The sequence below is a fragment of the Pinisolibacter aquiterrae genome (assembly GCF_019160155.1).
In the GTDB taxonomy this organism is placed as follows: Bacteria; Pseudomonadota; Alphaproteobacteria; order Rhizobiales; family Ancalomicrobiaceae; genus Pinisolibacter; species Pinisolibacter aquiterrae.
Genome location: NZ_JAFNIH010000035.1, coordinates 230,026 through 249,304 on the forward strand (window position 1 = coordinate 230,026; position 19,279 = coordinate 249,304).

Below are 19,279 nucleotides of genomic sequence, written 5' to 3' on the forward strand. Positions count from 1 at the left end.
CCATCGGCCGTCCGAGAGCACGGGTCTTCCGAAACGCGAAGAGGCGGCGGGGCCTCGGCCCCGCCGCCTCTCGTTCGCGTCGCGACTGCGATCAGAACAGCGACAGCACGCTCTGGTCGGCCTGGTTGGCCAGCGACAGGGCCTTGGTCGACAGGCTCTGACGGGTCTGGAGGGCCAGCAGGTTCGCGGATTCCGCGTTGGTGTCGGCAGCCACGAGGCCGTCGGCGCCGGTGGTCAGGGTCGACACCATGTTGTTGGTGAAGTCCTGGCGCGCCTGAACCATCGACAGGTTCGAACCGAAGGTCGACGATTGGGTCCGCAGATCGGTCAGAGCCGAGGTCAGCGTGTCGAGGACCTTGTTCACCTGCTTGTTGGTCTGGAAGCCACCTTCGCTCTCCTGGTCGAGGCCGAGGCCCGACGAGTTGAAGACCGTGCCGGAGATCGTCATCGTGGACTGATCCTTGCCGGTCTTCTCGTTGAAGGTGGTGGTCAGATCGTTGCCCATCAGCAGGTTGATGCCGTTGTAGCCGGAGTCCTTCGCCATCTGGTCGATCTGGACCAGGATGTCGTTGAACTGCTGGCGGAACGAGTCGCGGGTCTCGGAGGTCTCGGCGGTGTCGGAGGACGCCGTGGTCGAGAAGCCGAGCGACGTGATCGAGGCGGCCGAGCCGGTGATGGACAGATCCTCGCCGCCGGTCTCTTCGATCGAGATCGCGCCGTTGTCGTCGATGACGGCGGAGACGTCGAGCGAGGAGGCGTTGATCGCCTTGAGGAGCGAGCCGACGGTGTCGTATTCGCCCGAGCCGGTGCCGATGGTGAAGGTCTTCACCGAGGTGCCGGTGGTCGAGTTGCCGGTGGTGATGGTGATGTCGGTGCCGTCCGCGACGCCGAGATCGGTCACCATGCTCTTCGACTTGGTCAGATCCTCGACCGAGCCGGTCACGATCGCGTCGGTCTCGCTGTCGGCGGTCTGCAGGGCCTGCTTGGCGGCCGACTGCGCGTCCTTGACGAGCGAGGTGATCGACGTGATGCCGTTCGACGCGGCCTGCAACGTCTGGATGGAGTTGGAGATGCCATCCATGAGGTTGGTCAGGTCGCCGGCACGATCGTTCAGCGAGGCGGAGGTGAAGAAGTTGACCGGGTTGTCGAGCGCCGAGTTGACCTTCTTGCCGGTGGCCAGACGGCTCTCGGTCATCGTCTGCTGCGACTTGATGGACTGCAGCGAGTTGAGGTTCTGACGGACGCCGGTCGAAAGGATAGCGGACATGATACTCAATCCCATTCTTGGGGGTGTGAACGCCTCCTCGTTCTGAGGAGTGCGGCGATCATGTCGGCGGGAAGTTTCGCACGGGTTAAGTTCGAGGCTCGAATTCTCACGAGCGAGATTTCGGGACGAATGCTTGGAATTATGCTTAACGAATACCTAAGTGTGTGAATTCACTCGAAGATTGCATCGGGCTTCGACTTCCACCGACCCAGGCGCGCGGGGGTGATTCGCCCGGTCGCGGGGCCTCCCGCGCGGTGCGCGAACTCGAACCGATTCAAGCGAAGACGTCGGTTCTCGACCGATCGGCGGCATCGACCTTGACGACGTCGATCATCGCGTGGGCGAGGCGCAGATAGGCCTCGGTCGGGTTCTGCGCGACGACGTCTCCGGTGTCGACGTCGATGGTCCGCACGACGGTGAAGCCCGCGTCGTCGAAAATGATCTTGTTGGCGGTCGGGATCTCGCGTGGCGAATTGTCCCGACGCGTGGCGTCGGTGCTCGCGTTGGTCGCGGAGCGGGGCGCGGGGGATGCTTCCGCCGCGCTTCTCTGGTGTCTTTCGCCGGTCGGCGGGAACGCCGACACCTGGGCGATACTCATGTTCATGGCCTGCATCGCCTCTTCAATGCAAAGATGCCACGATCGATACCATCCATCCGTGTCTTCACTATTTCACTCAACATCGCGAATCGATTCAAAGTCGATCGAGTGTTTCATCAACCCGAGGTGGCGACGTCCGGAAGGGGGTGGAATGAGGACATCACCTTACGGCATAGAGTATTTCGGGCGAGATCGACGGTCGCGAACCGAGGGCGCGCAGCATTAAACCGCTGTTAACCCTAATCGGCGTTAATCATGACAACGCAGCTTTGGGAAGCCATCGTTCCCCACGGAGTCCGCCATGTCCACAAGTCCGATTCTCTCGACCGGTGTTCGTCAGAACCTCAACTCGCTGCAGTCGATCAAGACGAACCAGACCATGACCGAGAGCCGTCTGGCCACCGGCAAGAAGGTCAACACCGCACTCGACAACCCGGTCAACTATTTCACCTCCGCCTCGCTCAACGATCGCGCCGGTGATCTGACCAATCTTCTCGACGGCGTGGCGAATTCGATCCAGACGCTTCAGGCGGCCTCGAACGGCATCGAGTCGATCACCTCGCTGGTGAAGGACGCGCAGTCGGCCGCCAAGCAGGCGCTGCAGACCGCCGACAGCGAGACCGACGCGATCGTCACCGGCTCGGTCGAGGATCTGACCAAGGCCAAGAATCTGGTGACCGACCTCGGCGTCGCCGACGGCACCGACTTCACCATCACCACCGGCAATTCCTTGACCGGCACCTCGGTGAAGACCTTCACCATCGGCACCGGCTCGGGCGAATATGCCACCGTCGGCGCGTTGCTGAAGGCGATCAACGCCTCCTCGCTCGACGTCTCCGCCGTCATCGACGACAACGGCGCCATCGAGATCGAAGAGACCGGCGGCGAAGATCTGTCCATCATCGGCTCGGCCGCGACGATCACGGCGCTCGGCTTCTCGACCACGGCGTCGTCCGACACCGCCGAGACCTCCGAGACTCGCGACGCCTATCGCCAGCAGTTCAACGACATCCTCGGCCAGATCGACCAGATGGCGAAGGACTCCGGCTACAACGGCATCAACCTCTTGATGGGCAACGACCTCACGACGATCCTGAACGAGAAGACCGGCTCGGATCAGTCGAAGATGGTCATCAACGGTACGGTCTTCAACTCGTCGGGTCTCGGTCTCGATACCGAGAACGAGGGCGGATTCCAGACCAACAAGCAGGTCAACAAGATCCTCGACACCTTGTCCTCGGCGCTGATGACGCTTCGAACGCAGTCGTCGACCTTCGGTTCGAACCTCGCCATCGTCCAGGCACGACAGGACTTCACCAACAACATGGTGTCGACCCTGACGACCGGCGCCGACGGGCTCGTGGCCGCCGACACCAATTCGGAATCCGCCAATCTGCTGGCGCTCCAGACCCGACAGAGCCTGTCGACCAAGGCCCTGTCGCTGGCCAACCAGGCCGATCAGAGCGTGCTGCAGCTGTTCGGCTGAGGCCGAACCACACGGAAGAGACGAGGGCCTCTCGGTGGGCGGGCGCGACGACCTCGCGTCCGCTTCGCCGTATCCGGGCCGAGCCTCGTCGCCTTGGGGCGAACCGCACGCGGAGCGGGGCTTCCGCAACAGTCGAGGAGAGGGCGATGACGCTCAAGGTGGAGATCAAGCCGGGCGAGCGCATCATCATCGGCGAGAGCCTGATCACCAACGGTGGTGGTCGGGCCAAGCTCTTCATCGAGGGCGATGCGCCGATCCTGCGCGAAAAAGACGTGTTGCCTGCGCGTCAGGCGGACACGCCGGCAAAGCTGGTCTATCTGGCCGTGCAGCTGATCTATCTGAAACGCGGAGACGAAACCGTCTTAGAGGAGTACCGAGCCTTGGCGAAGGACTTCGGAGAGGCCGCGCCGGGCGCTCGTGACATTCTCGATGCGATCGATAACTGCCTATTAATCGGCGATTTCTATAAAGGGATCAAACAGGCGAAGCGTCTGATCGAATACGAGGAGCAGCGGATCCATCATGTATAACAATCATGCCGCACGTGCCTATCAGCAGACCCGGCGCGCCGTGGTCACCGGACGCGATCTGGAATCGATGCTTCTCCTCAAGGCCGCCGCTCAGCTCCAGGCGGTTCGTGATCATTGGGACACCCGTCGGGACGAACTTCTCAACGCCCTGACCTACAATCGCAAGCTCTGGACCGTGCTGATCGATCTCATCCTGCGCCCGAGCAATCCGCTGCCGCAGGAAGACAAGAACAACCTGTTCAACATCTCGATCTTCATCTTCAAGCACACGATCGAGGTTCAGGCCGATCCGTCGCCGGAGGGGATCGCGCCCTTGGTCGACATCAACCGGGCGATCGCCGAAGGGCTGCGCTCCTGAGCGACCCGGAATGTCTGCCTCATGCAACGGCCGCCCCTCGGGCGGCCGTCGTCGTTCGTGGGGGGGGGCGCGCATCTCTGGGGTGTGGGGCGTTCGTGAACGGCGGTGAGGCTTCGGCCCGGCGTGTCGTTCCCGGCCTCTGGGGCGCCGTCGACGGCTTGCTCAGGCGCGCGGCGGCCAGAAGCGCGAGGCGGGATCGCCGACGAAGTCGATCGGGCCGGTGTGGGAGAGGCTGCCGAGCGTGTCGAGCCAGAGGGTGCCGCCGAGGGCGCGCCAGCGGCGGCAGAAGCCGAAGTCCTCGCTCAGATATTCGCCGGTGTCGGGATCGATCAGGCATTCGAACAGGGCATGGGCCGCGCCGCCGCCGGCGCCGGAGGCGGTGTGGACGTGATCGCTGCGATAGGCGGTCTCGGGGTGAGCGGCGACCATTCTCTCCAGTACGGAGCGCTTCATCAGCATGAAGCCGGTGCCGCAATAGACGCCGGTGACGAAGCCGTCCCGCGTCGCCAGGGCCTCGCCGGTCTCGAACTGGCCGACGTAGTGGAGGAGGGCGGTGCGCGGGTCCTCGGGGTGCTTCAGCGTCGCCGGCTGCTCCCAGCGCAGCGCCTTCAGCGGATACATGCCGGCGACGACGTCCGCGTCGAAGTCGAGCATTCGCTTCACCTGCTCCGGGCGGAAGCCGATGTCGGCATCGATGAACATCATGTGGGAGGCGGTCGATCCGCCGAGGAAATGCGCGACCAGCGTGTTGCGGCTGCGGGTGATCAGCGAGTCCTTGCCGAGCAGGTTCACGGAGACGTCGAACCCCATCTCCGGCGCGCTCCGGGTGAGATCGAGGACCGACAACATGTAGGCGGTCGTCACTTGACCGCCGTAGGCCGGGGTGGCGAGGTAGATCTCGGGGCGCGACATAGGGCGTCCTCGTGGATGGCGTCGAGTGGTGAGGCCGTCAACTGCGGCGATCGACGGCGATGCCGCGGGCGGCGAAGCGGGAGGAGGCGAGGGCGGCGGCGTCGCGGCCATAGGTGCGCGGCGCGGCCTGACGGCCGACGCTGGCGGAGACGTTGCGGACGATACCCTCGGCGACCTCGCGGGCGATGGCGAGCACGCCGAGATTGGCGCGGACCTTCTCGATCGCGGCGAGATGGTCGTCACGCATCCGGGAGAGACGCTCGGGGATCAGCCGCGAGATCGTCTCGAATTCGTTCTTCAGCCGCGTGCGGATCTGGAGATAGTGGCCGAGCTGGGCGTTCTTGCGGGTGATCACGTCGGTGGCGGCGAAGAGGCGCCCGGCGCGGACGAGCGCGGTCTCCTCCTCGATGGTCTCCATCAACGCCCCCATGGCGGCCTCGAACTCGGCGACGAAGGCGCGGGCCTCGTCGGCGGTGCGGATGGCGCGGTCACCCGCCTGGGCGGCCTGGATCAGGACGAGATCGGGGGTCATGCGCGGGCGCCTTCCTGTACACCGAGGAGATCGCGATAGACCGAGTCGGCGATGCCCACGCCGCCGGCCTTGGAGATGGTTTGGGCATATTGATCGACCAGCATGCCGCGCCAGGTCTCCTCGGCCTGTCCGCCGCCGAAGGGGGCCTCGGTGGAGAGGCCGGCGAACATCTGCTTGAGCATGGTGGCGAGATAGACCTGTTCGAATTCGGTCGCCTGGGCGCGGGCCTTCTCCTCGCGGGTGGCGGTCTTGGGCAGGGTGGTGGGGACCTGATGCAGGGCCGGGGCGGAGACCGCGAGGGAGAGGGTGGCGTCGTAACCCATCACATCACCTCGATTTCGGCCTGGAGGGCACCGGAGGCCTTGATCGCCTGGAGAATGGTGATCATGTCGCGCGGGCCGACGCCGAGCGCGTTGAGGCCGTCGACCAGTTCACGCAGCGAGACGGTCTGCTGGATGATGCCGAGCTTCTTCTTGTCCTGGGTGTCGACCGTGACCTGGGTGCGCGGCACCACCACGGTCTGGCCCTGGCCGAAGGGGTTGGGCTGGCTCACCTCGGGGATCTCGGAGACGGTGACGGTCAGATTGCCCTGGGCGACGGCGACGGTGGAGACGCGCACGTCCTGGCCCATGACGATGATGCCGGTCGCCTCGTCGATCACCACCTTGGCCGGCAGATCGGGCTCGACCGCCAGTTGCTCGATGTCGGTGATGAGGTCGACGATGTTGCCGTTGAACTTCGGCGGCAGGGTGAGGCGGACGGTCGAGGGATCGATCGGCTCGGCCGAGGGCACGCCGATCAGATCGTTGATCGCCATGGCGATGCGGCGGGCGGTGGTGAAGTCGGGGTTGCGCAGGGCGAGACGCACGGTGCTCTGGGCGCCGAGCTTGAACTCGACCTCGCGTTCGACCAGGGCGCCGTTGGCGATGCGGGCGGAGGTCGGAACGCCGCGCGTCACCGAGGCGGCGTCGCCCTTGGCGGTGAAGCCGCCGACGGCGAGCGCGCCTTGGGCGATGGCGTAGGCCTCGCCGTCGGCGCCGATCAGCGGGGTCACCAGGAGGGTGCCGCCCTGGAGGCTCTTGGCGTCGCCGAGGGCGGAGATCGACACGTCGATGCGGGTGCCCTGGGTGGCGAAGGGGGGGAGATTGGCCGTCACCATCACGGCGGCGACGTTGGCGGTGCGCATCGAGGCGCCGCGGGTGTTGACGCCCATGCGTTCCAACATCGCCTGCAGCGACTGTTTGGTGAAGGGCGCGTTGTTGAGGCTGTCGCCGGTGCCGGCGAGACCCACGACGATGCCGTAGCCGACGAGTTGGTTCTCGCGGACGCCCTCGATCGAGGCGAGGTCCTTGATGCGCGAGGCGGCGGCCAAGCTCTCGGCCGTGGGGCCGAAGGCGAAGGCGGCGACCAGGACCGCGCGGACGAGGGTACGGCTGTAGCTGAACATCGATGGAGATCTCCCCAAATCTCGCGTCTTCATCTGCGAAGGCCGTGCCAGATCGAGGGGCTCGCGCGCCGTCCCGCCAAGTCGCTGAAACGAAAGGCCGACCGCCGCGCGGGCGGGATCCGGCGGCGGCGGCGGGATCGCGCGAGGGGCAAATCGTGCCGATTCGTGCTAGACAGATGCGGTGACCCGTCGGCAAAACCTGCCGAGGGCGAGGAGGGGCGACGTGGCGATCAGGATCGACGGACCGGGACGGACGGGCGGGCTCCAGGGAACCGTGCCGGGGCGGCGGACCGAGGGCACCGGCGCGGCCTTCACGCTGCCCGATCAGGACGCGCCGTCCCGCGCGGCGGTGACGGGAGGTCCGGTCGGCGTCTCCGACGTCGCGAGCCTCCTGGCGCTCCAGGCGATCCCGAACGTCGACCCGCGCGAGAAGCGCCGCAAGGCGGTGCGTCATGGGCTCGATCTGCTCGACGTGCTCGAGGAGGTGAAGCTCGATCTGCTCGGCGGCGGCGTGCCGGTGGAGCGGCTGGAGCGGCTCGTCGCGCTTCTCGGTCGGCGCGAGCCGTCGGGCGAGGAGAAACTCGACGCTCTCGTCGCCGACATCGAGCTTCGGGCGCGCGTGGAGCTCGCCAAATACGGCCGCTTCCCCGATTGAACGGCCGATCGGGCGGCGTCCGGCCGGCCCGGCTCCTGGAATTTCTTGGGACCATTGGATATTCGTCGGCGTACTGCCGAGAATTTGTCCACTTCCGGCACGCTTTCTACGTGACCTTTCCGTCTCGTCGTTGTATTGGGGCGCCGCGACGGCCGATCATGATCCATCGGCCGTGCCCGGACCAACGTGGACCTGGAAGGGAGCATGATGTCGGTCGTAGTCACTGATTATCGCCCGTCGGACGACGAACCCTTCATGAACGAACGCCAGCGCGAGTACTTCCGTAAGAAGTTGCTCGACTGGAAGGACGACATCCTGAAGGAATCGCGCGAGACGTTGCAGCATCTCGCCGACGAGAGTCAGAACCATCCGGATCTCGCCGATCGCGCCTCCTCGGAGACCGATCGCGCGATCGAACTCAGAGCCCGCGACCGTCAGCGCAAGCTGATCTCCAAGATCGACGCCGCCCTGAAGCGGCTCGAGGACGGCAGTTACGGCTATTGCGAGGAGACCGGCGAACCCATCTCGCTGAAGCGCCTCGACGCCCGCCCGATCGCCACGTTGTCGATCGAAGCGCAGGAGCGTCACGAGCGTCGCGAACGGGTCTATCGGGACGATTGAGCCCGAGGCGATCTTCGTCATCGAAACGAGAGAGGCGCGGTTCCCGGGGAGAGGGGAGCCGCGCCTCTTCTTTTCGTCGCCTCGCCGCGGATCTGGGGAGAACGGCGGGCGACGGATGGGCCTCTCGACACTCTCGTCCGGTCTCGGGGAGCGACCGGCGAGAGGGGGACGTCGGGAGGCGGTTCCGGGGAGGGGATCGCGGATCGGGTGGGGAGGCCCGATCCGCGCGCGATCAGAAGGGCATCAGCACGTCCATGACCTGGGTGCCGTAGCGGGCCTGTTGGACGTCGGTGATCTGGCCACGGCCGCCGTAGGAGATGCGAGCCTCGGCGATCTTGGCGCTCTCGATGGTGTTGTCGGAGGCGATGTCCTCGGGACGGACGACGCCGGCGACGATCAGCTCGCGGATCTCGTTGTTGACCCGGACCTCCTGGCGGCCCTCGATGACGAGGTTGCCGTTGGGCAGGACCTGGGTGACGAGGGCGGCGACGTTGGTCGACAGGGTCTCGGAACGGTCGACCGAGCCGGTGCCGGTCTGCGAGGTCTTGGTGGAGTTGGCGACGAGGTCGGAGGAGGCCATGCCGGCCGGCAGCAGCACCTTGTCGATGACCGCGCCGGGGACGCCGCCGACCGAGGTCGAGTCGGTCTCGGTGCGCGAGCGGCCGCTCTCGTTGGCGATCTTGGCCTTGTCGGTGATGACCACGGCGACGGTCAGGATGTCGCCGATGCGGCGCGCGCGCTGATCCTTGAAGAAGGCGCGGCTGCCCTTCGACCACAGCGAGTTCGGGGCGTAGGCGGCCGGCTCGGGCGTCGGCATCGGCATCGACACCGGCCGATAGCCGGGCTGGGCGGTGGGGTCGTCGATGGCGGCGAGCTTGGGCGCCTTGCCGACGTTCTCCAGGCGATCGATCGTCGAGGAGCACCCGGCGAGGGCGACGGCGGCGATCAGGAGCAGAGAACCGCGACGGAGCGCCGAGGCACGGACGAGGGAGAGAGCGAGCATCACTTGACGACCTTGCCGATGGAAGCCACGGCGGTGGCGGGGGCGGCGATCTCGACGAGACCGGGGCCGGCGACGGTGGCGTGTATCGTGCGTTTGGACTGGGGGTTGAGGACGGGGACCATGTCGCCGAGGGCGCCGGCCTGGAGGGCCTGGCCGCGCGCGGTGACCTGGAGGGCGCGGGTGCGGAAGACGATGGTGACGGTTTCGCCGCGCGCGACGATCTGGGGGCGGGCGAAGTCGGCGGCGGCGACGGCCTGTCCGGCGCGGAGCGCGCAGCGGGCCTGACGGCCGACGATCTCGCTCGGATCGACGATCGAATGGAGCAGGCCGGAGCGGCTGCGGGGCTGGCGATCGACGCGGACGTCGTCGGCGGTGACGATGTCGCCGCGCGAGAGCGGGCGGTTCAAGACGGTGACGGCGGCGGTCTCGACCACCTGACCGCGCAGGTGGACGCGCTCGTTGCGTTCGCCCTGGTCGATCTGGACGAGGGCGTCGAAACGGCCGTTCATCGGGTTCAGCGACAGCGACACGATGCGGACCGGCACCTCGGCGCGGACGTCGGCGTGGCGCGGCTCGACCGGGGCATCGAAGACCACGTCGAGATCGTCGATCGAGACGTCGTCGGTGCGGCCGGGGCGGCGCAGCGCCTCGGTGGCGATCAGGCGGGCGATCTCGGTCGCCTCGACCGAGCGCGACAGGCGGGTGACGGAGATCTCGACGAGACCGTCGGCGCGGGCCGTGGCGAGGCCGGCGGCGCGGGCCATGTCGACCACGCGGGCGGCGGAGACGGGGCCGGTGGTGCCGAGATCGGGGGCCCGGAACAGCGGCCGGTCGGCGAGGGGGCCGGCGTCGTCGAAGAAGTCGCCGAGAGTGACGACGTCGCCGTTCACGCTCACCGAGGAGCGCAGCGTCGGCGCCTCGGCGCTGGCGGCCGGCGACGGGTCGATGATCGACAGCAGCAGGGTCGCGAGCAGGGCGAGGGTGGCGGCGCCGAGAAGTGTGCGGACCAGCCGCTCGCCGGCCTCGCCGGAACAGGAGAAGAGACAGGGGCGCGGGTCGCGCCGGGCCGAGTATTTCATCACGGGCCTCCTCACTTCGGCGTCACCGAGGCCGACATCATTTCGTCGGCGGCGCGGATGACGCGCGAATTCATCTCGTAGGCGCGCTGGGCGGCGATCAGGTCGGAGATCTCGGAGACCGAGTTGACGTTGCCCTGTTCCAACTGGTTCTGGAGCAGGGTGCCGTAGCCCTCGTCGCCCGGATTGGCGGTCTGGGGGGCGCCGGAGGACGCGGTCTCGAGGAACAGGTTGTTGCCGATGGCGTCGAGGCCCGACTTGTTGACGAAGCGGGCGAGCTGGATCTGGCCGATGGTGGTGGGGGCGGTGGCGTTGCCGACGGTCACCTGGACCGAGCCCTGGGCGTTGATGGTGAGGCCGGTCGAGTTCTGCGGCACGGTGATGGTCGGATCGAGCGTGTAGCCGTCGGCGGTGACGATGCGGCCCTGGCTGTCGAGCTCGAAGGAGCCGTCGCGGGTATAGGCGGTGCGGCCGTCGGGCATCAGCACGCGGAAGAAGCCCTCGCCGCGAATGGCGACGTCGGTCTCCTTCTCGGTCGAGGAGAGGGTCCCCTGCGACATGATGCGGGGCGTCGCGGCGGCGCGCACGCCGGACCCGATCTGGACGCCGGTCGGCAGGATGTTGCCGCTCTCCGAGGTCGAGGTGCCGACCCGGCGCATGTCCTGATAGAGCAGGTCCTGGAAGTCGACGCGCTGGCGCTTGAAGCCGGTGGTGCGCATGTTGGCGATGTTGTTGGAGATGAGTTCGACGTTCATCTCCTGGGCCAGCATGCCCGAGGCGGCGATGTGAAGAGCCTTCATGGTTCGTCCTCCCCTCAGGCGACCTGAGCCAGTTTTTCGATGGCGTTGCGGCGCAGTTCGTCGGCCTTGCCCATCCACGAGGCGACCGCCTCGTAGGAGCGGCCGACCTCGATCAGACGCGAGATCTGCTCGACGGCGCGCACGTTGGACTTCTCGAGCTGGCCCTGGACCAGGCGGGGGAGAGTGGCGGGCTGGGGGTTGGTGCCCTGAAAGAGAGTTTCGCCGACCTTCTTGAGCGAGCCCGCGTCGGCGAAGTCGACGACGCGGAGCTTGCCGCGAACGCCTTGCGAGGTGGAGATGGTGCCGTCGGCGGCGATCGACAGGCGGGTCTCGTTGGGCTGGAGAACCAGCGGGCCGCCTTCGGTGAGGACCGGGTTGCCGTCGCGGGTGACGACGGTGCCGTCGGCGGCGATGGCGAAGGAGCCGTTGCGGGTGTAGCGCTCGCCCTGAGCGGTCTGCACCGCGAACCAGCCCTTGCCGTCGACGGCGACGTCGAGATCGTTGCCGGTGGTGATCATCTGACCGGCCGAGAGGTCGTAGCGATTGGCGTCGTCGAGGACGAAGCTGATCGGACGGTCGGAGCCGCGAAAGTCGAGATCGGCGGCCGGGGCCATCCGCTGCTCCTTGGCGAGCAGCGCCTGGGCCTTGAAGCCGTTGGTCTCGACGTTGGCGACGTTGTTGGCGATCAGGTCGAGCTCGCGTCGCAGAACGATCTGCCTCGACAGGCCGACGAGTTGCGCATTTTCCATGTGGACTTCTCCCCAGCGACCGCGCCGGCTCCCCAGCCGACACGATCGGGAGAGGTGGTGCAGGGGGCGTGCCATATGGTTAACGTGCGCAAAATCAATGTCTTATGTCGACGACCGGCCGCTTCGGGGTGGGCAGTTCCTGCCGAGCGGCAAGTTCTTACGGCAGCGTTTACCGAGGTTTCGGAAGAGTTAAGATTCACCACTCGTTAACCATTCTCTCTTTAGATCTTCCGGGGGACGGACTCGCGTCCGATCGGGGGAGAGGAATGGCCAAGAAGCCCGCCAAGACGGAAGCTCCGGAGCCCGGCGCCGAAGGCACCGAGGGCGAGGCCGCGGGTGGCAAGAAGAAACTCTTCATCATGATCGGCGCCGGTGTGGCGCTTCTCGTGGTCCTCGGTGGCGCCGGCGCCTTCTTCATGGGAGCGTTCTCGGCGAAACCGAAGCCGGAGGACGCGGCCCAGCATCAGCCGGTCAAGACGGTGATGTACGTCGACCTGCCGGACATGACGGTCAATCTCTCGGCGGTCGATGGGCGCGCGACCTATCTGAAGGTGAAGGTGTCGCTGGAAGTCTCCGACAAGGAGACGGTCGACAAGATCACCCCGGTGCTGCCCCGGGTCCTCGATGCCTTCCAGATCTATCTGCGCGAGCTCCGGACGTCCGATCTCGACGGGTCGGCGGGGCTCTACCGGGTGAAGGAGGAATTGCAGCGGCGCATCAATTCGGCGATCGCGCCGGCGCATGTGGATGCGGTGCTGTTCAAGGAAATTCTGGTCCAGTGAGGCTCGGCGATGGCCGGTGAGGCGGAAGAACTCGAAGATCTGGATGCCGCCTGGGGCGCCGCGCTCGACGAGCAGAAGGGCGGCACCGACGCGGGCGACGACGATCTCGCCGCCGACTGGGGCGCGGCGCTCGCCGAACAGGGCGTGGAGGGGGGCGACGAGCTCGCCGCGCATCTGGCCGGTTTCGACGACGGCGAGTTCGATCTCGACACGGCGACGCGCGGCGGCGACCGCATCCTGAACCAGGAGGAGATCGACAACCTCCTCGGTTTCGACATCGACGAGCAGCTCTCCTCCGACCAGTCCGGTATCCGCGCGCTGATCAACTCGGCCATGGTCTCCTACGAGCGTCTGCCGATGCTCGAGATCGTGTTCGACCGCCTCGTGCGCCTGACCACCACGTCCCTGCGCAACTTCACCTCCGACAACGTCGAGGTGTCGCTCGACAGCATCACCTCGGTGCGCTTCGGCGACTATCTGAATTCGATCCCGCTGCCGGCGATCCTCGGCGTGTTCAAGGTCGAGGAATGGGACAATTTCGGCCTCGTCACCGTCGATTCCAACCTGATCTACTCGATCATCGACGTGCTGCTCGGCGGCGGTCGCGGCACCACGCCGATCCGCGTCGAGGGGCGGCCCTACACCACCATCGAGACCAATCTGGTGCGCCGGATGATCGAGGTGGTGCTGTCGGATGCCGAACAGGCCTTCGCGCCGCTCTCGCGGGTGCACTTCAATCTGGAGCGGCTCGAGAACAATCCCCGCTTCGCGGCGGTCTCGCGCCCGGCCAACGCGGCGATCCTGGCGGAATTCCGGATCGACATGGAGGATCGCGGCGGCAAGATCGAAATCCTCATACCCTATGCGACGCTCGAGCCGATTCGTGACCTGCTGCTGCAGATGTTCATGGGCGAGAAGTTCGGGCGCGATCCGATCTGGGAGGGACACCTCGCCACCGAGATCCACGCCGCCGAGATCGCCGTCGACGCGGTGTTGTTCGAACGCGAGATGTCGCTCGGTCAGGTGCTCGATCTCCAGGTCGGGCAGACGCTGGTGTTCGACGTCGGTCCGCGCGACCCCGTCACCATCAAATGCGGCGAAGTCGCCTTGACCGAGGGCTCGATGGGGCGTTCGGGCGAGAATATTTCGATCCGGGTCGACCGCAATCTGCGGCGCCCGAAGATGACACTGGCCGCCTTCGAGAAGGCGGCGACCAAGAAGGAGATGCAGGCGTCATGACGACCCCGTGGATCGATCTCGCCATCGAGGGCCTGGTGGCCGTTCTCCTCGTCCTCACGATCGGTTACTGCATCGTGCTCGACAAGCGTCTCAAGCGCCTCAGGGCCGACGAGGCCGACCTGCGCGCGACCATTTCCGAGCTGCTCACCGCGACCGAGATCGCCGAACGGGCGATCGTCGGGCTCAAGGACACGGCGGCGGAGGCCGATCGCACCCTGGCGCAGCGGCTGCGCGAGGCGGAGTTCTTCTCCCAGGAGATCGGGCGCGAGCTCGGCGAGGGCGAGAAGCTCTTGAACCGCATCATCCGCATCACGGAGGCCGCCCGCGGTGGCGCGCCGGCCGAGCCCTCGCCGGTGGCCGTGGTGCCGGTCGCGGTGGCGACGCGCGCGGCCGAGGCGCCGCGCGACCGCGCCTCGCGGCTCGGTGAACTCCGCGCCCAGGTCACCGAGGCGACCAGCCGGATCGGCCAGCTCAAGGCGCGAGGCGCCGCCGCATGACCAAGATCCGACTGCTTCCGCTCGTCGTCGTCGCCGCGCTCGCGCTCCTCGGCCTGAAGGTCGTGGAGTTCGGGCTGCGCGACGGGCGCGGGCGCGAGGTGGTCGCGGTCGATCCGCGCTCGGGCGCGGAGGTCGACATGATCACGACCGGCTCGTCGAGCGGCGGTCAGGGCGGCGAGGCGAAGCCGGCGGAGGAGGGCCACGGCGCGCCCGCCGCCGGCGAGGCCGCCGCCGGTGGCGTCACGCCGAGCAAGGTCGACACCAAGGTCTCCGGCGACAAGCCGAGCGAGGCGAAGCCGGTGCCGGGCCAGGAGCTCCTGTCGGAGATCGAGGTCCTGCAGAAGCTCGCCGAGCGCCGCAAGCAGCTCGAGGAGCGCGAACGCCAGATCCAGATGCGCGAGGACCTGCTGCGGGCGAGCGAGGGCCGCATCACCAAGCGGATCGACGAATTGAAGGGGCTCGAGGACCAGATCGGCACCGCCGCCGCCGCCAAGGAGCAGGCGAAGTCGCAGGAGCTGGCCGATCTCGTCAAGATGTACGAGTCGATGAAGGCCAAGGATTCGGCGCGGGTCTTCGACAAGCTGGACATCGGTCTGCTCGCCGAGATCGCGCGGCAGATGAATCCGAAGAAGCTCGGCGACGTGGTCGCGAAGATGACCCCCGAGCAGGCCGAGAAGCTGACGGTGGAACTCGCCAATCGGCGGCCCAAGGAGGTCGTTCGGCCGCCCCAGGCGGAATTGCCGAAGATTCAAGGCCGCAGCTGAGGGCGCGACACCCGCCGGGGTCTTCCGCTTAACCCGCCGTTCACCGCGACGACCTAGGCTCGATCGTCGAGTTCTCGTGTCGGATTCCGGTCTTGCCCCTCGTTTCGCCTCCCGCGTGTCGTCCGTCTCGCGATCCCTCCCCGGGTCGTGGCGTCGGCGTGCGGGCGCGGGCGCTGTTGAGCGCGGCGCTGGCGGTGATCCTGGTGGCGACATCGCCGCTGCCGGTGCGGGCCGAGCGGGTCCAGGCGGAGGCGGCGGCGAGCCTCGAGAAGGGCTTCGGCCGGCTCGTGCTCACCTTCAAGAACCGCAATCTCGTGCCGCAATACACGCTGCGCCAGAACAACGGCGTGGTGGTGATCGAGTTCACCGACGAGGTCGACGTCGACATCGACCAGATCCCGACCACGCTCGGGCCCTACGTCACGGTCGCCCGGCGCGATCCGGAGGGGCGGTCCCTGCGCATCGCCCTGTCGCGGCAGGTGCGGCTCAACACGATGGAGGCGGGGGAGAAGCTCTTCCTCGACTTCCTGCCGGCCAAATGGGTCGGGGCGCCGCCGCCGCTGCCGCCGGAAGTGGTCGAGGCGCTCGCCAAGCGCGCCGAGGCGGCGATGCGGGCGGCGCGTGAGGCGGAAATGGCCAAGTCGGGCTCGCGGATCACCCCGAAGCTCGACTTCAAGATCGGCCGCCTGCCGACCTTCACCCGCTTCTCCTTCGGCTGGAACGTGCCCTTCGACACGCGCATGACCCGCGAGGGCGAGCGCGTCACGCTGACTTTCAACAAGACCGCCAAGATCGACTTCTCGCCGATCGACCTGCAGCCGGTGCCGGGTCTGGTCGACGTCTATGCCGATCCGACCGACGAGACGATGAAGATCGTCTTCACCGTGACGCCGGACGCCGACGTGCGCGGGTTCCGCGAGCGCGACGCCTATGTGCTCGATCTCGTGCATTCGACCAAGCCGAGCAATCCGGGCGAGGCGCTGGTCCAGTCGGTGCTGACGCCGACGACGCCTGGAACCGACCGGATCATCGCTCCCGGCCGCGCGGTCGCGCCGTCTCCGGACGCCGCCGCGTCCGCGCCTACGCCGGCACCGGCACCGGCCCCCGCGCCCGTCGCCGCCGCCGTTCCGGCTCCGGCTCCCGCTCCCGCGCCTCCGCCCGCGCGGGCTCTCGTGGCCGCCGCCGCGCCGCCAGCCGCCGCCGCGCCTTCGCCGGCGCCCGCGTCCGCCGCCCCGCCGGAGGCGCCAGCCGCCGCGCGCCCCGCCGACGCCGAGGTGGTGGTTCGGGAGCGGTCTCTGCCGGCCGGGCAGATCCCGACGGCTGCGCCCGCGCCCGACCCCGCGGCGCGCCCGGCCGAGCCGGCCCAACCGATGGCGCCGGATCAGCCGGCCGGTGAGCGTCCGCCGGCGCTGGTGCCCCATCGCGCGATCGGCGACGTCGGGGCGATCAAGACCGAGGTCAAGCGCATCGGCGACGTCGTCCGCATCGCCTTCCCCTTCACCGACCGGGTGCCGGCGGCGGCGTTCAATCGCGGCGAGACGCTGTGGGTGATCTTCGACACGCCCAAGGAGGTCGACGTCGCGCCGATCGCGCCGAACCTCGCGAGCCTCGCGCGGGGCGTCTCGATGATCCGGGCCAAGGCGTGGACCGCGATCCGGGTCGATCTGAACGAACCGCTGCTCACGACGCTCTCGCCGGACGGGAACAATTGGGTCTTGTCGATCGGCGAGATGGTGCTGGAGCCGACCAAGCCGCTGGCGCTCCGCCGCTTCGTGCGCGGCGACGGCAATCGCAGCCTGAAGATCACGCTCGCCGACGGCGGGTCGGTGCGCGAACTGGTCGATCCGGTGATCGGCGACCGTGTGGTGGTGGTCACGGCGCTGCCGCCGGCGCGTGGGCTGTTGAAGCCGCAGAGCTTCGTCGATCTCGATCTCCTCGCTTCGGCGCACGGCGTCGCGTTGGTGCCGCACGGCGACGATCTCCTGGTCACCTACGAGAACGGCGATGTCTCTATCGGCCGCGAGCGCGGCCTCAGCCTCTCGACCGGGGCGGTCGAGGAGCGCGGCGCGCCGGTACCTCGGTTGCAGCCGGTGCTCCATCGCATCGCCATCGATCCGGCGACGTTCGACAGCCGCGACGCCGCGCAGAACGAGCACCGCGCGCGGGCCCTGCTCGACGCCGTGGTGATGGGGAGCGACCAGCCGCGCCGTCAGGCGCGGATCGATCTGGCCGAGTTCTACATCGGCCGTCGTTTCGCGCCGGAGGCGCTGGCGCAGCTGCGGATCCTCGCGGAGGAGGACCCGGCGATCAGCCGCGATCCCGGCTTCATCGTGCTGTGGGGTGCCGGTCAGGTGCTCGCCGGCCGTGCCGCCAAGGCCCGTGAGGCGCTGATGCGCTCGGAAGTCGCCGAGATTCCCGATGCGGCGCTGTGGCGGACGATCGCCGCCAACGACCTCGGCAAATGGGACGAGGCACGCGAGAGCGCGCTGCGCGCCACCAGTGTGCTCGGCGCCTATCCCAAGACGATCCAGGCGATGTTCAACATCGCGGCGGCGGAATCGGCGATCGAGTTGAACGATCTCGGCCTCGCCCAGACGCGTCTCGCCGAGATCGAGCCGGAAATCCTCGATCGGGATCTGGCGGGCCGGTTCGAGATCGCCCAGGCGCGCCTCGCCGATCTCGCCGGGCGGCCGGAGGATGCGGTCGCACGCTTCGAGCGGGCGGCGGCGACCGGCGATCGCCGGGTTCAGGCCGACGCCGAATATCATCTGGTGCGGTCGCTCCTACGCGATCACAAGATCGACAAGGAGGCGGCGATCGAGCGGATGCGGTCGCTCTCCTTCGGCTGGCGCGGCGACGAGATCGAGCTCCGGACGCTCAGGACGCTGGCCGGGCTCCTCGCCGACACCGGACGCTACCGCGAGGCGTTCCAGGCGATGCGCTCGGCGATTCAGGTGGCGCCGGATTCGCCGACGACCCGCCTGTTGCAGGACGAGATGAGCCGGCGCTTCCTGGCGCTCTATCTCGACGACGCCGACAAGTCGCTCTCGCCGATCGACGCGCTGACGCTCTATTACGATTTCCGCGAACTGGTGCCGATCGGGCGGCGCGGCGACGAGGTCGTGCGCAAACTCGCCGATCGCCTGGTCGGGGTCGATCTGTTGCCGCAGGCGGCCGAGCTTCTCTCCTATCAGGTCGACAATCGTCTGAAGGGCGCGGCGCGGGCGCAGATCGCGGCCGATCTCGCCGTCGTTCATCTGCTCGACCGCAAGCCGGAACGGGCGTTGGCGGTGCTCAACAAGACCCGCCAGAGCCAGTTGCCGCTGTCGCTCGAGCGTCAGCGCAGGCTGGTCGAGGCGCGGGCGCTGTCGGACGCCGGGCGCACCAACACCGCGCTCGAGCTGCTCTCGACGATGTCGGGCGGCGACGCGGTGCGTCTGCGCGCCGACGTGTTGTGGAAGGCCAAGCGCTGGCGCGAGGCGGGCGAGCGGCTCGAGGTGCTGCTCGGCAATCGCTGGCAGGACGCCGTGTCGCTCGACGATCAGGAGCGCCAGGACGTGCTCCGAGTGGCGATCGCCTTCGCGCTCGCCAACGATCAGCTCTCGCTCGATCGGCTGCGCGGCAAGTTCCGGGCGAAGATGGCGGAGAGCCCGCAGGCGCACACGTTCGACGTGGTGACCCAGCCGATCCAGAGCCAGGGCGGGGAATTCCGCGACGTCGCCCGCGACATCGCCTCGATCGACACGATGCGCCAGTTCCTCCAGGAATATCGTGCGCAATATCTCGATCCGAAGGCGCGCACCGTCGAGCCGGAGCCGAGCGTGCCGCCGGCCGGGGCCGACAAGGCGAAGCCGGAGGCGAAGGCCGCGACGGGCGGGGCGAAGACGCTGGCCCAGGCGGACGCCGCCGCGACCGCCTCGCCACAGTCCGAGGCGAAGGCCGCCGGGCGCTGAGGGCGCCGCC

Annotated in this window: 20 protein-coding genes; 10 read left to right on the plus strand and 10 right to left on the minus strand. The window is 67.8% G+C overall.

From position 1 onward, the window contains the following. Window positions 1-91: 91 nt before the first annotated feature. Entirely contained in the window at window positions 92-1,267 is a 1,176-nt protein-coding gene (locus J3S89_RS14730) for a flagellin (protein WP_217928412.1), read from the minus strand. Window positions 1,268-1,541: 274 nt separating this feature from the next. Beyond that, window positions 1,542-1,871, minus strand: a complete 330-nt coding sequence (locus tag J3S89_RS14735) for a hypothetical protein (protein ID WP_217928414.1) — start codon at window positions 1,869-1,871, stop codon at window positions 1,542-1,544. A 295-nt stretch (window positions 1,872-2,166) separates the two neighbouring features. Here J3S89_RS14735 and J3S89_RS14740 point away from each other — a divergent pair, with 295 nt between their 5' ends. The 3 genes from J3S89_RS14740 to flaF all read left to right on the plus strand — a co-directional run bounded on the left by J3S89_RS14740 (window position 2,167) and on the right by flaF (window position 4,239). Beyond that, on the plus strand, window positions 2,167-3,351 hold the full coding sequence (locus J3S89_RS14740) for a flagellin N-terminal helical domain-containing protein (RefSeq protein ID WP_217928415.1): 1,185 nt from the start codon (window positions 2,167-2,169) through the stop codon (window positions 3,349-3,351). Window positions 3,352-3,497: 146 nt separating this feature from the next. Continuing rightward, window positions 3,498-3,881 carry a flagellar biosynthesis repressor FlbT gene (locus tag J3S89_RS14745; protein WP_217928417.1) on the plus strand — a complete coding sequence of 128 codons (384 nt, stop codon included), beginning with the start codon at window positions 3,498-3,500 and terminating at the stop codon, window positions 3,879-3,881. After that, complete coding sequence (gene flaF / locus J3S89_RS14750) at window positions 3,874-4,239, plus strand: flagellar biosynthesis regulator FlaF (protein ID WP_217928419.1); 366 nt, start codon at window positions 3,874-3,876, stop codon at window positions 4,237-4,239. The genes J3S89_RS14745 and flaF overlap by 8 nt, the downstream gene beginning before the upstream one ends. Window positions 4,240-4,401: 162 nt before the next feature. Here flaF and J3S89_RS14755 read toward each other — a convergent pair whose 3' ends face one another. From J3S89_RS14755 to J3S89_RS14770, 4 genes are read right to left on the minus strand one after another with little or no spacing between them, the layout of a single operon-like run. Then, a complete protein-coding gene (locus J3S89_RS14755; RefSeq protein WP_217928421.1) occupies window positions 4,402-5,151 on the minus strand; it encodes a hypothetical protein in 750 nt (249 codons plus the stop codon). Window positions 5,152-5,188: 37 nt separating this feature from the next. Further along, window positions 5,189-5,683, minus strand: coding sequence for a hypothetical protein (locus J3S89_RS14760; protein ID WP_217928423.1), 495 nt, complete (start codon window positions 5,681-5,683; stop codon window positions 5,189-5,191). After that, entirely contained in the window at window positions 5,680-6,006 is a 327-nt protein-coding gene (locus J3S89_RS14765) for a rod-binding protein (RefSeq protein WP_217928424.1), read from the minus strand. The genes J3S89_RS14760 and J3S89_RS14765 overlap by 4 nt, the downstream gene beginning before the upstream one ends. Continuing rightward, a complete protein-coding gene (locus J3S89_RS14770; RefSeq protein WP_217928425.1) occupies window positions 6,006-7,130 on the minus strand; it encodes a flagellar basal body P-ring protein FlgI in 1,125 nt (374 codons plus the stop codon). Before J3S89_RS14770 ends, J3S89_RS14765 begins: the two co-directional genes overlap by 1 nt. A 223-nt stretch (window positions 7,131-7,353) precedes the next feature. On the opposite strand from J3S89_RS14770, the gene J3S89_RS14775 reads away from it, so the two are divergent. Together J3S89_RS14775 and dksA are read left to right on the plus strand one after the other, a co-directional pair. Beyond that, window positions 7,354-7,785 carry a flagellar assembly protein FliX gene (locus tag J3S89_RS14775; RefSeq protein ID WP_217928426.1) on the plus strand — a complete coding sequence of 144 codons (432 nt, stop codon included), beginning with the start codon at window positions 7,354-7,356 and terminating at the stop codon, window positions 7,783-7,785. Window positions 7,786-7,992: 207 nt separating this feature from the next. Further along, window positions 7,993-8,406: an RNA polymerase-binding protein DksA gene (gene dksA, locus J3S89_RS14780; RefSeq protein ID WP_217928427.1), complete on the plus strand. Its 414-nt coding sequence runs from the start codon at window positions 7,993-7,995 to the stop codon at window positions 8,404-8,406. A gap of 232 nt (window positions 8,407-8,638) precedes the next feature. Here dksA and flgH read toward each other — a convergent pair whose 3' ends face one another. Genes flgH through flgF form a run of 4 tightly spaced genes read right to left on the minus strand, consistent with a single transcriptional unit; the run spans window position 8,639 to window position 12,034 of the window. Further along, on the minus strand, window positions 8,639-9,409 hold the full coding sequence (flgH, locus tag J3S89_RS14785) for a flagellar basal body L-ring protein FlgH (protein ID WP_217928428.1): 771 nt from the start codon (window positions 9,407-9,409) through the stop codon (window positions 8,639-8,641). Beyond that, complete coding sequence (gene flgA, locus J3S89_RS14790; RefSeq protein ID WP_217928429.1) at window positions 9,409-10,488, minus strand: flagellar basal body P-ring formation chaperone FlgA; 1,080 nt, start codon at window positions 10,486-10,488, stop codon at window positions 9,409-9,411. The genes flgH and flgA overlap by 1 nt, the downstream gene beginning before the upstream one ends. A gap of 11 nt (window positions 10,489-10,499) precedes the next feature. Then, complete coding sequence (gene flgG / locus J3S89_RS14795; protein WP_217928430.1) at window positions 10,500-11,285, minus strand: flagellar basal-body rod protein FlgG; 786 nt, start codon at window positions 11,283-11,285, stop codon at window positions 10,500-10,502. 14 nt (window positions 11,286-11,299) lie between these two features. Continuing rightward, window positions 11,300-12,034 carry a flagellar basal-body rod protein FlgF gene (gene flgF, locus J3S89_RS14800; protein ID WP_217928431.1) on the minus strand — a complete coding sequence of 245 codons (735 nt, stop codon included), beginning with the start codon at window positions 12,032-12,034 and terminating at the stop codon, window positions 11,300-11,302. A 266-nt stretch (window positions 12,035-12,300) separates the two neighbouring features. Here flgF and fliL point away from each other — a divergent pair, with 266 nt between their 5' ends. From fliL to J3S89_RS14825, 5 genes are all read left to right on the plus strand, one after another. Then, the gene (fliL, locus tag J3S89_RS14805; RefSeq protein ID WP_217928434.1) at window positions 12,301-12,816 is read left to right on the plus strand and encodes a flagellar basal body-associated protein FliL; all 516 of its coding nucleotides are present in this window, start codon (window positions 12,301-12,303) and stop codon (window positions 12,814-12,816) included. A 9-nt stretch (window positions 12,817-12,825) separates the two neighbouring features. After that, window positions 12,826-14,055, plus strand: coding sequence for a flagellar motor switch protein FliM (gene fliM, locus J3S89_RS14810; RefSeq protein ID WP_217928435.1), 1,230 nt, complete (start codon window positions 12,826-12,828; stop codon window positions 14,053-14,055). Continuing rightward, window positions 14,052-14,552 (plus strand): DUF6468 domain-containing protein, encoded by a 501-nt coding sequence (locus tag J3S89_RS14815; RefSeq protein WP_217928436.1) that lies wholly within the window; start codon window positions 14,052-14,054, stop codon window positions 14,550-14,552. The genes fliM and J3S89_RS14815 overlap by 4 nt, the downstream gene beginning before the upstream one ends. Continuing rightward, complete coding sequence (locus J3S89_RS14820; protein WP_217928437.1) at window positions 14,549-15,316, plus strand: MotE family protein; 768 nt, start codon at window positions 14,549-14,551, stop codon at window positions 15,314-15,316. Before J3S89_RS14815 ends, J3S89_RS14820 begins: the two co-directional genes overlap by 4 nt. Window positions 15,317-15,492: 176 nt before the next feature. Continuing rightward, window positions 15,493-19,269 (plus strand): tetratricopeptide repeat protein, encoded by a 3,777-nt coding sequence (locus J3S89_RS14825; protein ID WP_217928438.1) that lies wholly within the window; start codon window positions 15,493-15,495, stop codon window positions 19,267-19,269. Window positions 19,270-19,279: the final 10 nt, after the last annotated feature.